At 38.8% G+C, this 11,556-nt stretch carries 16 protein-coding genes; 9 read left to right on the top strand and 7 right to left on the bottom strand.

From position 1 onward, the window contains the following. Nucleotides 1–64 precede the first annotated feature (64 nt). From CXF89_RS07085 to CXF89_RS07070, 4 genes are all read right to left on the bottom strand, one after another. Nucleotides 65–895 carry a mechanosensitive ion channel family protein gene (locus tag CXF89_RS07085; RefSeq protein WP_008167991.1) on the bottom strand — a complete coding sequence of 277 codons (831 nt, stop codon included), beginning with the start codon at nt 893–895 and terminating at the stop codon, nt 65–67. A 38-nt stretch (nt 896–933) separates the two neighbouring features. Continuing rightward, nucleotides 934–1,677, bottom strand: a complete 744-nt coding sequence (locus CXF89_RS07080) for an LrgB family protein (RefSeq protein WP_024592978.1) — start codon at nt 1,675–1,677, stop codon at nt 934–936. Continuing rightward, nucleotides 1,670–2,023: a CidA/LrgA family protein gene (locus CXF89_RS07075; protein WP_002958731.1), complete on the bottom strand. Its 354-nt coding sequence runs from the start codon at nt 2,021–2,023 to the stop codon at nt 1,670–1,672. Before CXF89_RS07075 ends, CXF89_RS07080 begins: the two co-directional genes overlap by 8 nt. 71 nt (nt 2,024–2,094) lie before the next feature. Beyond that, nucleotides 2,095–2,886: a crotonase/enoyl-CoA hydratase family protein gene (locus CXF89_RS07070; protein WP_121954203.1), complete on the bottom strand. Its 792-nt coding sequence runs from the start codon at nt 2,884–2,886 to the stop codon at nt 2,095–2,097. Nucleotides 2,887–3,253: 367 nt separating this feature from the next. On the opposite strand from CXF89_RS07070, the gene CXF89_RS07065 reads away from it, so the two are divergent. Genes CXF89_RS07065 through CXF89_RS07055 form a run of 3 tightly spaced genes read left to right on the top strand, consistent with a single transcriptional unit; the run spans nt 3,254 to nt 4,937 of the window. After that, complete coding sequence (locus tag CXF89_RS07065) at nt 3,254–3,574, top strand: HI1450 family dsDNA-mimic protein (protein WP_007581697.1); 321 nt, start codon at nt 3,254–3,256, stop codon at nt 3,572–3,574. Between the two features lie 42 nt (nt 3,575–3,616). Further along, nucleotides 3,617–4,429 (top strand): DUF481 domain-containing protein, encoded by an 813-nt coding sequence (locus CXF89_RS07060; RefSeq protein WP_007581700.1) that lies wholly within the window; start codon nt 3,617–3,619, stop codon nt 4,427–4,429. A gap of 25 nt (nt 4,430–4,454) precedes the next feature. Further along, nucleotides 4,455–4,937 (top strand): hypothetical protein, encoded by a 483-nt coding sequence (locus CXF89_RS07055; protein WP_008168001.1) that lies wholly within the window; start codon nt 4,455–4,457, stop codon nt 4,935–4,937. Between the two features lie 41 nt (nt 4,938–4,978). Here the strand turns inward: CXF89_RS07055 and CXF89_RS07050 are convergent, their stop codons facing one another. Continuing rightward, the gene (locus tag CXF89_RS07050) at nt 4,979–5,464 is read right to left on the bottom strand and encodes an FKBP-type peptidyl-prolyl cis-trans isomerase (RefSeq protein ID WP_007581704.1); all 486 of its coding nucleotides are present in this window, start codon (nt 5,462–5,464) and stop codon (nt 4,979–4,981) included. Nucleotides 5,465–5,476: 12 nt separating this feature from the next. Then, entirely contained in the window at nt 5,477–6,388 is a 912-nt protein-coding gene (locus CXF89_RS07045) for a CAF17-like 4Fe-4S cluster assembly/insertion protein YgfZ (protein ID WP_121954202.1), read from the bottom strand. 164 nt (nt 6,389–6,552) lie between these two features. Between CXF89_RS07045 and CXF89_RS07040 the strand changes: the two genes are divergently transcribed. Together CXF89_RS07040 and CXF89_RS21360 are read left to right on the top strand one after the other, a co-directional pair. Next, entirely contained in the window at nt 6,553–6,804 is a 252-nt protein-coding gene (locus CXF89_RS07040; protein WP_007581709.1) for an FAD assembly factor SdhE, read from the top strand. A 55-nt stretch (nt 6,805–6,859) separates the two neighbouring features. Continuing rightward, nucleotides 6,860–7,216: a hypothetical protein gene (locus CXF89_RS21360; RefSeq protein WP_007581712.1), complete on the top strand. Its 357-nt coding sequence runs from the start codon at nt 6,860–6,862 to the stop codon at nt 7,214–7,216. On the opposite strand, the gene nadB is transcribed toward CXF89_RS21360, so the two are convergent. Then, nucleotides 7,191–8,801, bottom strand: coding sequence for an L-aspartate oxidase (gene nadB, locus CXF89_RS07030; protein WP_007581714.1), 1,611 nt, complete (start codon nt 8,799–8,801; stop codon nt 7,191–7,193). The genes CXF89_RS21360 and nadB overlap by 26 nt on opposite strands. 246 nt (nt 8,802–9,047) lie before the next feature. Between nadB and rpoE the strand changes: the two genes are divergently transcribed. The 4 genes from rpoE to CXF89_RS07010 form a co-directional block, all read left to right on the top strand. Next, a complete protein-coding gene (gene rpoE / locus CXF89_RS07025; RefSeq protein WP_002958721.1) occupies nt 9,048–9,629 on the top strand; it encodes an RNA polymerase sigma factor RpoE in 582 nt (193 codons plus the stop codon). Nucleotide 9,630: 1 nt separating this feature from the next. Beyond that, complete coding sequence (locus CXF89_RS07020) at nt 9,631–10,248, top strand: sigma-E factor negative regulatory protein (RefSeq protein ID WP_007581717.1); 618 nt, start codon at nt 9,631–9,633, stop codon at nt 10,246–10,248. Nucleotides 10,249–10,252: 4 nt separating this feature from the next. Beyond that, entirely contained in the window at nt 10,253–11,203 is a 951-nt protein-coding gene (locus CXF89_RS07015) for a MucB/RseB C-terminal domain-containing protein (RefSeq protein WP_121954201.1), read from the top strand. A 19-nt stretch (nt 11,204–11,222) separates the two neighbouring features. Further along, nucleotides 11,223–11,556, top strand: a 334-nt coding sequence (locus tag CXF89_RS07010) for a SoxR reducing system RseC family protein (protein ID WP_121954200.1), incomplete at its 3' end; no start/stop codon positions are given.

Below are 11,556 nucleotides of genomic sequence, written 5' to 3'. Positions count from 1 at the left end.
ACGCAGTAAAAGAAGTTTATTGATGTGGGTAATTCAATATTGAATTACCCACTGGATTTTATGACTATATATCGCTTTTATTTATAGTAATGACGCGTTGAGGGAATGGGATTTCAATATCAGCGTTATTAATTGCTTTATAAACACCGCCATTAATAGCCAGCTTGGTTTCGATAATTTTAGTAGTAGGTACCCAATATCGGTAGCTTATTGTAACACCGCTATCGGCAAAGCGTTCAATACCCACTTGTGATAACGGATTTTGTGCGACTAATTCGTGTGCTTTAAGTACGTCTTCAATAAGGCTAATCGCATTATCAGAGCAAGCACTATAGGCTATATCTATTTCACCTTTGACCAATGAGTAACTAAATGAGTTATGAAGTATTTCACCTACTATATGCTTATTTGGAATGGTGATTTCTACTTTTTCTTCATTGATTAAAATAGTGTAGCCAAGCTCAATTGTTTTAACTTGGCCGCTTACATTTTTAACTTCAATAGTATCACCAACAACAAAAGGTCGAGTGGCTATAATGGCAAGGCCCGCACCATAGTTAGAAAGCATTCCTTGCAGCGCTAAACCAGCACCTAAAGATGCAGCACCAATGGCTGCTACAAATGGCGTAACGCTGATACCTATTTTGCCAAGTGCAATAATTATAACCATTACAATTAGCAGTACTTTTACCACGCTACTGACAAAGTTAGTAAGCGTAATGTCAACGTTATGACGGGTCATTAACGCGGCTACAAATTTGGCAAGCTTTTGTGCTATCCACAAACCAATGAGGACGATAAAAATAGCGCCAACAATTTGCATACTGTAGGTAACCATATACTCAGTAAGCATGGTGTAATATTTTTCAAACTGTTCGATTTCAGAACTGATCATAAAGCGCTCTATGTTAGGGCTATGTTGTATTTTTCCAACTATAGCAAAATGTTGACTAAAAATGGATATAACAGCGGCACTATAATTGCTGTTAATAAAGCACTTAGCGCCATTGCAACTGAGGAGTAAGCGCCTACTTTTGGATGTTCAGCAATAGCAGCAGCAGTCCCAATTGCATGACAAGCTGTGCCCATTGCAACACCTTGAGATTCGTGATTAAAAATATTAATGAGTTTAAAAAGCATAAAGCCAAATAAAGCGCCTAGTAAACCAATAAAAATAACTAAAGCCGCAGCAAGAGAGCTAATCCCCCCTAATGAGTCAGTAACAATTAAAGATATTGGGGTTGTGACACTGAGTGCGGCAACAGATGCACTTAGCTGCGCAGGCGCATTAAATAATATGCTTAGCAAAAATGCCACAACGGTTGCGTTAACAATACCTAAGCTACATGTTGCGACTATGAGTAATAGATTTTTTCGTACGTGTGTAAACTGCTGATATAAAGGAAGTGCTAAAGCTACAATCGCGGGCTCTAATAACCAGCTTAGTAATTTGCTGTGCGAGGCAAATTGCGTATAAGGCAAATTTAGGTTAATTAGTAATAAAGCGATAATACTAATACTTAAAAATACGGGGTTAGTGAGCGATTTAAATACGCTGTTTTTTATACTTTGGTTTACGGCCCTTAGTGCTAAAAACAATACAATAATAAAAGGAATACTTAGCCACCATAAATTAGGCTGTAGCTCTGAAATAGCGGAAAAAGTAAAATCAGTCATTATTTTCTCTTCCCTTAAAGTACGCAATTACACTGCTAACAAGCAACAAGGTAGTTATAGGGACTAGCACCACAACTGAGGCTAAAAATGCCCAGTGCGATTTTATAAGGCCGAGATGTTCAATAAATCCCACACCCGCAGGAATGAAAAAGATAGGCATAATATTTAAAATAGGGGAGGCGCATGGTTTTATATGTTGCTCTTTTACAATACCCGATAAGAGTAAAACTAATAAAATAACCATAGCGAGTAACGGTGCAGGAAAGCTTCCACCAATAAAGTGCATAATGAGTTTAGCGCAGGCTAAACATAGTAAAATAATAGCGCTACTGAGCAGATATTTCATCAAAGTGGCTCACAGAAAAGATAAGAGCTTAACTTTAACAAATCAAACTCTTTTATGCATTGTGCAATAGTCTACCAGTGCTTTGTATTTGCGTAGGTTATATCCGCTTTTCCTTTTGCTTTAGCAATTGCTTTTTTAGTGTTTGGGTTTAGCAATAAGCGAATTTGGCTTAAGGTTTCTTTAGCGAGTATTTTTCGTTGGTTTGGTTTATAGCTAAGTTGTGTAACACGTTTAATAGCAGCAAGCGTATCTGGTGAACGCTCAAGTAATGTATCGAGCATGTTTTGCGTGGCTTGTTGAGTATCATCGGTAAGTTTAGTAACCAAACCTAGCTCATTTGCTTGTTGTGCAGTGATTGGGTTTGCGTGGCTTGCAAGCCAAAGTGCTTGGTCGCGCTTAACTAAACCGCTCATCATTACATTTGCGCCCATATCGGGGCACAATCCCCAACGCGCTTCCATAATGGCAAGTTTGGCATCAATATGAACAACTCTGTAATCTGTCCCCAAAGCTATTTGCAAACCACCCCCTAAACAGTTGCCATCAATTTGTGCAATAACGGGCACACTAAGTGACTGCCAGCCTAATACTACTTTTTGCGCTAAATTTTGATTGCCAGGTAACCATTTAAGCAATAATTTCACTATGTTCATTGGTGTAGCCATTACTGCAGATATATCAAGGCCTGCACAAAAATGCTCGCCATCGCCTTTTATTACCACAGCACGAATACTACGATCTCTTTTTATATTTTTAATGGCTTTGTTTAGCTCTACAAACATTTCAAAACTTAATGCATTTTGTTTTTTTGCTCTGCTAAGCGTGACGGTTGCAATGCCATTTTGTTTTTCTAGTTTTATCATTACACACTCCTCTGACCTGTTGCTTGAGCTTATGTTGTTATAGGAATTAAGTAAAGTGACGGTATTTTTTAAATAAATGGAATTTATTGCTAAAGCCGTAGTCTTAATAAATTGGTTTTAGATGAGAAAAAGCTAAACAATTCGAACCTAAGATAATAAAAATATTTTACGTTGTTATTTTAACTAAAATAATAAAAGTAATCTTTATATTCAATGGGTTAGGTGAGTTTTTATTTGTCGTTTTAGTTGTATGCTGAATAAAGCATGACTCGGTTACAAAAAAGTCAGTGTTTTACGCTTTTTTTTATCAAAATGATGATGAGATTTGATAATATAGCGCAACTTAAAAGCTTAAGGTTAAGCACATATGTCGGGTCCACGTTTATATACGGTAGAAGAAGCTACTCACCAAGCTTATGATATTTTTTTAGAGTTAGCGCCAAATAACTTGAGTGAAAAAGATGTTGAAGACTTTAATGAGTTTAGAGAAGACCTAGGCTTTATTGAAGAAGACGAGCCAGATGACCAGTGGCAAGACTTTGTAGCCCTTGAAATAGAGCCAGAGCACTTTATTCAGGTGTTGGTTGGTTTAGAATTTGAAAATGATGATGTTTTGTTTGCTAAAATTTTGATTAGTCGTGATAAAGATGCTCCGTTTTGTCATATTTTATGGAAAGAAACTGAATAAGCAATACTGCTTATTTTTATAATTGTGTGCAGAGAGAGTATTGTGCGTAAGTATTTATTTTTAATTTTTTTAATAATTAGCAGCCCAAGTTGGGCCGTTGATCCATTTGAAGATTTTCATGAATATGGCAAGCTCTCTGATGAAGAAATTCATGAGTTACACAAAGGTGACATGTTCTACGGTGATACTGAATTTGGCTTTATTCTAAGTAAAGGTAACACCAATTCGACCAGTTTTAAGCTCAAAGGTAATTTATACCAAGACTTTGAAAAGTGGCGTAACCAATTTAAAATAGACTCTCTTTATAAGCGTGATGAGAACGATGAAAGCGGTGGCACTGATGTTACAGCTAATCGTGTTTTTGTATCTGCGCAAGGTAACTATAAAGTCGGTGTTAAAAACTCCTCATTTTTTATTTACGGTGATTACGAAGAAGATGAGTTTAGTGGACTTGATTTTAAAAGTACGGTGGCGACAGGCTATGGTGCACGTGTATACCAAGGCTCTAAAAACAAAGTAGATATTGATATAGGACCTGGTTTATACCGTTCAGTAGCCGATGAAGATTCGGATGTGAGCGAAGATGAAATTAATAAAACTGGTTATTTAGTACGTGTTGCAATGCAGTGGGAACGTTTGGTTTCTAAGCGTACTCGTTTTAATCAAGATGTGAGTATAGAGCAGTCGCTCTCAGGTCTTAATTCTCGCTTAAAATCGGAAACCGCACTAATAAGCCAAGTGATTGGTGCGGTATCACTCAAATTTACCTACATGTATCGTTATAATTCAAAACCCGAAGATGATAAACTCAAGTTCGACTCAGAGCTGAGTGCTACATTGGTGTACAGCTTTTAAGTATTTATTTAATTTAGAGAATATTATGTATCAGCATAAACAGTATGCGGTGTTTATCTTTTTTGTATTAGCGTGGATAGGCGGTTTTGTAGCGCTTGCATGGAACTTATTAGGCGCTGATGGACCTTTAATGATATTTGCTGGGATTTTAGTGCTGGTGGGCTTTTTGTTCCATGGTCTAACAGTAAAAGTAGATGATAAAAAAATTAGCTGGGCGTTTGGCCCAGGCGTTGCAGGGCAAAGCATTGAGCTTGGCGAAGTAGTAGAAGCTAAGGCAGTTCAAAACTCTTACAGACACGGTATTGGTATGCGAATTACTCACGATGGTTGGGTGTATACAGTATCTGGCTTTAGTGCAATACAGCTAACGCTTAAAGATGGCACTTTGTATCGAGTTGGCACAAACGATCAAAAAGGTTTACTAGCCGCTCTAAAAGAAAAGAATGTATCAATCGCGCTGCCTAGTAAGGCAAAAACTGAAACGGTTAAGCGCAACAATATGATATAAAAAAAGCGCCCTAGGCGCTTTTTTCTTGGTTTAACAGTGTATTAGTGGTCGTGACCACACCCACCTTCACCATGTACATGACCATGAGTGAGTTCTTCTTCGGTTGCATCACGTACTTCTAGTATCTCTACATCAAAGTTAAGTGTTATGCCTGCAAGTGGGTTATTACCATCTACAATAACTTCTTCATCTTGGATATCGATGATCATTACTGATTGGTCACCATCATCTGTTGATGCACGAAATTGCATGCCGACTTCAATTTCCATACCTTCAAACATCGACTTAGGTACAGCTTGCATTAGGTTATCGTGGCGTTCGCCATAACCTTCATCAGGTTCAACTTTTACGCTAAGTGTGTCGCCTGGTTGTTTGCCTTGCAAAGCATTTTCTAGGCCTGAAATTAAGTAGCCTGTGCCAATGATAAAGTGTAGTGGCTCACCACCGAACGAGTTATCAATGCTATTGCCATCATTATCCATTACCGAATAATGCATTTTTACCACTTTGTTTGCCGCAACGATCATAGTCATTCCTATTTATTCATCTTCAAGAGAGTAGGGTAGAGGCAGAATGCTTAGCTCCACCTGAGGTGTGTGTTTTGCACGAAGTACCTGAGTTACATCAGTATCGTTTGGCAACACAACGAGGCCTGTTAATTTATTTGTTTGTTCATTAAAGCTTTGTGCAATAAGTTTACCCGCACGGCGCCAATTTTCGCCTAATTGGGTTTCTAAATCGGGCTCTGAAAGTATCCCTTCGCTTTGACCTGAAACTATATACATTGCACGCTTATTTTTACCTAGGTACTTCATGCGAGCCACAGTTTCTTGACCGGTATAACACCCTTTTTTAAAGCTTATACCGCCAATAGCATGTAGGTTTACCATTTGAGGAACATACTCGCCAATTGCATCTGCACTTAACTGAGGTTCACCTGCAAGCATAGATGCTTGTTGCCAAGGAGCTTCGTTATCAAGTGTAGATACGTCATCAGGCATACTAAACTGGCTATCGACCATCAATAAAACACGGTTATCAGCTAATTTTAGTGCTTTACCGCTTTCAAAGTCACACGCGCTCGCATCACCTTCAAAGTTAATATCAAGTTGTGCGAGTACACCCGATAAATCATCACCAATGAGACCAATTAATCGCTTTGAACATGCACTAATGTCAACTTTTGCAAGTACGGCATACTTTTTTAGCTCAGCTAACGATTTTTCTACTTCGTTTTCGCTGCCTGTAAGGTAGTAGCTGTCTTGATAAGAAAATAATTTAAATACGCCCCAAAGTTTACCTTTAGCGCTGCAATGGCCAGCCCACAAATAATTACTGCTGGTTAATTTATTTAGATCTTGAGAGATTTGCCCGTGTAAATAAGATAATTTATCAGCACCGCAGAGGCTAATAAGTTGATGAGATAACGGACATGCATAAACGCTCGACATAAAAACCTTCTTTGCAATATAAATGAAGTGACATAATAACGCAGTTGTTACGTATGGTACAGACAAGCGCTTATTGGTGCGGGTTTATTCTTTAATGAGAGATTAATAGCTGCTAAATAGGCTTGTGTTTGTTAAACTCGAGTCAATTAAGTATGAGGTTTAAAATGGTTGAAATTCATAGTAAAGCACGTATTCGTTGGGCTTGCCGTCGTGGCATGTTAGAGCTTGATGTTTTGTTTATGCCGTTTGTTGAAGAAGCATACGACTCTTTAAGCGCAGAGCAACAGGCTATTTTTCAGCGTTTGCTAACAGAAGAAGACCCTGACTTATTTGCATGGTTTATGGGTCATCAAGAATGTAAAGATGAGCAGTTAAACGGTATGGTTTCGCTGATCTTAGACCGAGTTCGTGTATAGGTTTACAGTTACTAATAATAACGCTGACCACAAACCTATTGTGGTCTTTTTTTGCATGCTCAGTTTAATATTATGTTTATTTTTAGATTCGCTACTAGCTATGCTTTTTTGTTTGATAATTAATATATTAGCTGGCTTTTTAGTGTGGCAAAAAGTGTTGGCAATTCATCCAAACCATGGCGTTATAATTCTAGAACCCAAGCTATTTAGGTTTGAGGGTGAAGGTTTAAAAATTCAGGGTGAAATTAGTAAAAAAAGCCGTTTTTATGGCAATAATATATGGCTACATATTAAAGGTTTTAGTAACAACCATTGGCTTATAATTTCAGCCAACGGTGTTAATGAACAAAGCTATGCGCGTCTAAAACGTGCTACTTTAAGCGCGATTAATTGCGTTTTGGAGTCAAAATAGTCGGTGTTGGATTTTCATTTTGTTCAGGGTAATCAATAGTATAATGTAGGCCTCTGCTTTCTTTTCGCTCCATTGCACTTCTAATAATGAGTTCTGACACTTGTACTAAGTTACGAAGCTCAAGCAAGTTATTACTTACTCTAAAGTTTGCATAATAATCGTGTATCTCTTGCTGCAGCAACTCAACCCTATGCAGTGCACGTTCTAAGCGTTTAGTAGAGCGTACAATACCTACATAATCCCACATAAATAAACGTAGTTCATGCCAGTTATGGGTAATAACAATTTCTTCATCAGAGTTACTAACACGGCTTTCATCCCAATGAGGTAGAGCCATTGGCTCTGGTGCATGTTCAATTTTACTTAAAATATCTTTAGCTGCAGCGTGGGCAAATACAATACATTCTAATAATGAATTACTTGCCATACGGTTTGCACCATGTAGGCCTGTGTAAGCGACTTCGCCAACAGCATACAAGTTATCGAGATCTGTTTTACCGTTAAAGTCGGTCATTACGCCACCACAAGTGTAATGCGCAGCAGGTACAACTGGGATTGCTTCTTTTGTTATATCAAGCCCTACACTTAGGCATTTTGCGTAAATAGTAGGAAAGTGCTCAATAATAAAGTCTTTATCTTTGTGGCTAATATCTAAATAAACACAATTAGCACCTAAACGCTTCATTTCAAAATCGATTGCGCGTGCCACTATATCGCGTGGAGCAAGTTCTTCACGACTGTCAAAATCTTTCATAAAACGAGTGCCATCAGGTCGTTTTAAATAAGCCCCTTCACCGCGCATAGCTTCTGTAATTAAAAAGTTTTGTAGCTCTGGATGATAAAGGCTCGTTGGATGAAATTGATTAAATTCCATATTGGCAACTTTACAGCCTGCGCGCCATGCCATTGCAATGCCATCACCACTTGATACATCTGGATTAGATGTATACAAATACACTTTGCTTGCGCCACCAGTGGCAAGAGCAACAAATTTAGCTGAAATGGTTTCTACCTTTTTAGCTTTTTTGTTCCACACATACATACCTTCAATGTGTGAGCCTGTTTTTCCGGCGCTTTTATCTGTAATTAAATCAATAGCATTGTATTGCTCTAAGAGCGTTATATTCTTATGAATTTTAACTTGGCTAATAAGCGTGGTTTGCACAGCTTTGCCAGTAGCATCGGCTGCATGCAAAATACGACGATGGCTGTGACCGCCTTCACGTGTTAAATGAAAACGCTCTTTTCCTTTGCTATCAAACTCCATATCAAAGGGAACACCTTGGTCGATTAACCACTGTAGGCAATCGTGAGCATTGCTGGCAGTATAATGAACAGCGTCTCTGTCGCATAAACCGCCGCCCGCATCGAGTGTATCTTCAACATGAGATTCTATGCTGTCGTTTTGTTTATCAAATACAGCTGCTATACCACCTTGAGCATATAAAGTAGAACCTTCTGTAAGCGCTCCTTTACTGATCACGGTAACGTTACAATAATTAGCTAGAGATAATGCAAGTGATAAGCCTGCTGCGCCGCTACCTATAATAGCGACATCTGCAATGTGATGTTTATTTTGGTTCATGTCAGAGGTACTTTGCGGTTACAATGCTCGTATAGAGCAATATTTGTTTTTAATATCTGTAGTTGTACCATATTTGTCATACTACTACGTAGTGATTTTAAAGGCTTAGCGCCGTTATTTATCATCTATTTTATAAAAAAATAATATTAAGCAGAACTTTTTATTCATAAAGAGGTCAGAGTATTTGTGAACAATGACGACAATATGAATAACAAGCAAAAATCAGACATAGGAGTACCGGCTCGAATGAGCGAGCAGGAATTAGATTTAGTGCTAGTAAAAAGGGTCCAGCAAGGAGATAAAAACGCCTTCAACCTATTAGTAAAGAAGTATCAAAACAAAATTGCAGGTTTGATCTCACGTTATGTATCAAACCAAGGCGATATTGCTGATGTAGCACAAGAGGCTTTTATTAAAGCTTACCGTGCACTTCCAAACTTTAGAGGTGACAGCGCCTTTTACACGTGGTTATACCGTATTGCCGTTAATTGTGCTAAAAATTACTTAGTAGCCCAGGGGCGTAAGCCGCCAGCAAATGATATAGACGCTGAAGATGCCGAGTTTTATGATTGTGCAGATTCAATGCGATCTAATGCATCTCCTGAAAACCTACTTTTAAGCGAAGAAGTTCGCGCTGTTATTTTTAATACGATTGATAGTTTGCCTGAAGATCTTAAAACCGCAATCACCCTTAGAGAAATCGAAGGGATGAGCTATGAAGAAATAGCAGTGGTAATGGATTGCCCGGTCGGGACTGTGCGTTCGCGTATATTTCGTGCCCGTGAAGCAATAGATAACAAATTAAACCCATTAATAGGCGAGTCTTAGTATGACAAAAGCACACCTTAACAAGTTAGATAACGAAGCGTTATCGGCATTACTTGATGGCGAGCAACATCTGACTGATGCAAAAATTGCAGAGCAAGATGTAACTACGTTTGGCCGTTATGCGTTAATTGGTGATGCGATGCGTGCTCAAAAAAATAATAACGACATACATATTGATATTAGCGATCGCGTTGCATTAGCACTTGAAAGCGAGCCTGTTTATGCTGACTTTAGTCAGTCAAAAACACAGCCTCAAGCAATCACTGAAACAGTACAAGATAATAAAGTAGTGGCTTTTAATTGGCGCAAGCCAGTTGCTCAACTAGCAATTGCAGCCAGTGTGGCAATGTTTGCTATTGTGGGCGTTAATACGCTTCCTCAAAGTAACAACGAGCAACAAAGCGAAATTCCATTACTACAAACCACACCGCTGACAGGTATGGCGTCGCCAGTAAGTTACTCATCTGAGCCTGCGCTTGAAAATGCAGAGCAAGGTTTACGTGAATTACAGCAACAACGTATTGGTGCATTAGTTCTTGAGCATCAACGCCAAGCACGAGTTGCGAATTCTTTAGAAACAGCGCAAACTAATACCAAAGCGTCTGAGGAAAAAAACTAATTAAATGAAAGTAATCACTTTTGTTCTGTCGTTGGTAGTAAGCTTTAATGCATTTGCCAACGACACAAATCCTGCCAAAGATTTATTACTAAAAATGGCTAATGCCGTTCACACCCGTAATTTTGACGCTTCGTTTGTTGTTGTCAAAGGTAAAACAATGGAACCCTACCGATGGGTGCATGCTTTACAAGGTGACACAGAACTTGAGCATTTAAGTTTACTTAACGGTGCTGGGCTTGAAATGGTCCGTATTGACAACCAAGTTACTTATTTTGAACCTCAGTCAGAACCATATTCCCTAAAAACAGATTCAATAGCTGGTCCAATCCCTGAAGTACTTTTTAAAGATATAGATCGCTTAAGCGCGCACTATGATTTTGTACTAGGCGGGAAAGGTCGTATTGCTGGGCGTGCTGCACAACTAGTTCGCATAGAATCTAAAGACGAGTATAAATATAATTATTGGATTTGGCTGGATATGGAGTCGTCGTTGTTACTAAAAGCCGCGTACGTTAACCATGAAGGTGAGGCCTTAGAGCAGTTACAGCTTACTCACATTAGTGTGACAGAGCAGCCAGCAGGTATGTTACTTGAAGTCCTCAATCGAAACTTTCCAACGCCTTTACCAAACGATGCACTTATAAACGAAGACAGTACAGCGACTAACTGGCAAATTAGTTGGTTACCGGATGGCTTTGAATTACTAAAATCAGACAGACATAAGCTCGATTTAAATAACGAATTAACAGACTATTACTTGTTCTCTGATGGTTTTGTTGAAATTTCGGTATTTATTCAGCGTCCATTACCGGGTAAGCGTTTAAGTGGTGCACTAACCTCTGGTGCAACGACAGTATATGTGCATAATGGCGGTAATTTTGATGTATCGGTTGTTGGTAATGTACCGAGTATGACCGCAAAAGCGATTGCTGAGTCAGTTACCCGCTCATTATAAACGATTCGTAAGGATTGTTATGATTGAACAAACCCTCACTGTTGTGGCCCTCGATGGCCACATTGCTCATTTAGAAGCACAACAAAAACAAGCTTGTGAAGGCTGCAATGGTCGTTGCGGCTCACAAGTGTTTGGTAAGCTGTTTGGCACTGCAAAAAAAACCTTCCCTTATAAATTTGAATCCTCTGTTGAAGTAGGACAAAAGGTAACCTTGTCACTTGATGATAGTCACGTCGTTAAGCATGCATTTGCGGTATACATGCTACCACTGCTTTTAAGTCTGGTTTTTGCACTGATTGCAGCGCAATTATTTATGTCTTCCGAAGGTTGGCAAATTTTAGCTGCAGCTTTAG

Origin of the sequence: Pseudoalteromonas sp. MelDa3 (assembly GCF_002863625.1) — a bacterium.
In the GTDB taxonomy this organism is placed as follows: Bacteria; Pseudomonadota; Gammaproteobacteria; order Enterobacterales; family Alteromonadaceae; genus Pseudoalteromonas; species Pseudoalteromonas arctica.
Note: the sequence above shows the minus strand (reverse complement) of the source record. Positions and strands in the feature narration are given on the sequence as shown.

What these genes read in the sequence shown, in the direction of transcription:
- CXF89_RS21360 (WP_007581712.1), top strand. Translation starts at nt 6,860, where the DNA reads ATGCTCAGTTTAATATTATGTTTATTTTTAGATTCGCTACTAGCTATG.
- CXF89_RS07050 (WP_007581704.1), bottom strand. Translation starts at nt 5,464, where the DNA reads ATGATCGTTGCGGCAAACAAAGTGGTAAAAATGCATTATTCGGTAATG.
- CXF89_RS07020 (WP_007581717.1), top strand. Translation starts at nt 9,631, where the DNA reads ATGACAAAAGCACACCTTAACAAGTTAGATAACGAAGCGTTATCGGCA.
- CXF89_RS07015 (WP_121954201.1), top strand. Translation starts at nt 10,253, where the DNA reads ATGAAAGTAATCACTTTTGTTCTGTCGTTGGTAGTAAGCTTTAATGCA.
- CXF89_RS07040 (WP_007581709.1), top strand. Translation starts at nt 6,553, where the DNA reads ATGGTTGAAATTCATAGTAAAGCACGTATTCGTTGGGCTTGCCGTCGT.
- CXF89_RS07045 (WP_121954202.1), bottom strand. Translation starts at nt 6,388, where the DNA reads ATGTCGAGCGTTTATGCATGTCCGTTATCTCATCAACTTATTAGCCTC.
- CXF89_RS07070 (WP_121954203.1), bottom strand. Translation starts at nt 2,886, where the DNA reads ATGATAAAACTAGAAAAACAAAATGGCATTGCAACCGTCACGCTTAGC.
- rpoE (WP_002958721.1), top strand. Translation starts at nt 9,048, where the DNA reads ATGAGCGAGCAGGAATTAGATTTAGTGCTAGTAAAAAGGGTCCAGCAA.
- CXF89_RS07075 (WP_002958731.1), bottom strand. Translation starts at nt 2,023, where the DNA reads ATGAAATATCTGCTCAGTAGCGCTATTATTTTACTATGTTTAGCCTGC.
- nadB (WP_007581714.1), bottom strand. Translation starts at nt 8,801, where the DNA reads ATGAACCAAAATAAACATCACATTGCAGATGTCGCTATTATAGGTAGC.
- CXF89_RS07055 (WP_008168001.1), top strand. Translation starts at nt 4,455, where the DNA reads ATGTATCAGCATAAACAGTATGCGGTGTTTATCTTTTTTGTATTAGCG.
- CXF89_RS07080 (WP_024592978.1), bottom strand. Translation starts at nt 1,677, where the DNA reads ATGACTGATTTTACTTTTTCCGCTATTTCAGAGCTACAGCCTAATTTA.
- CXF89_RS07065 (WP_007581697.1), top strand. Translation starts at nt 3,254, where the DNA reads ATGTCGGGTCCACGTTTATATACGGTAGAAGAAGCTACTCACCAAGCT.
- CXF89_RS07085 (WP_008167991.1), bottom strand. Translation starts at nt 895, where the DNA reads ATGATCAGTTCTGAAATCGAACAGTTTGAAAAATATTACACCATGCTT.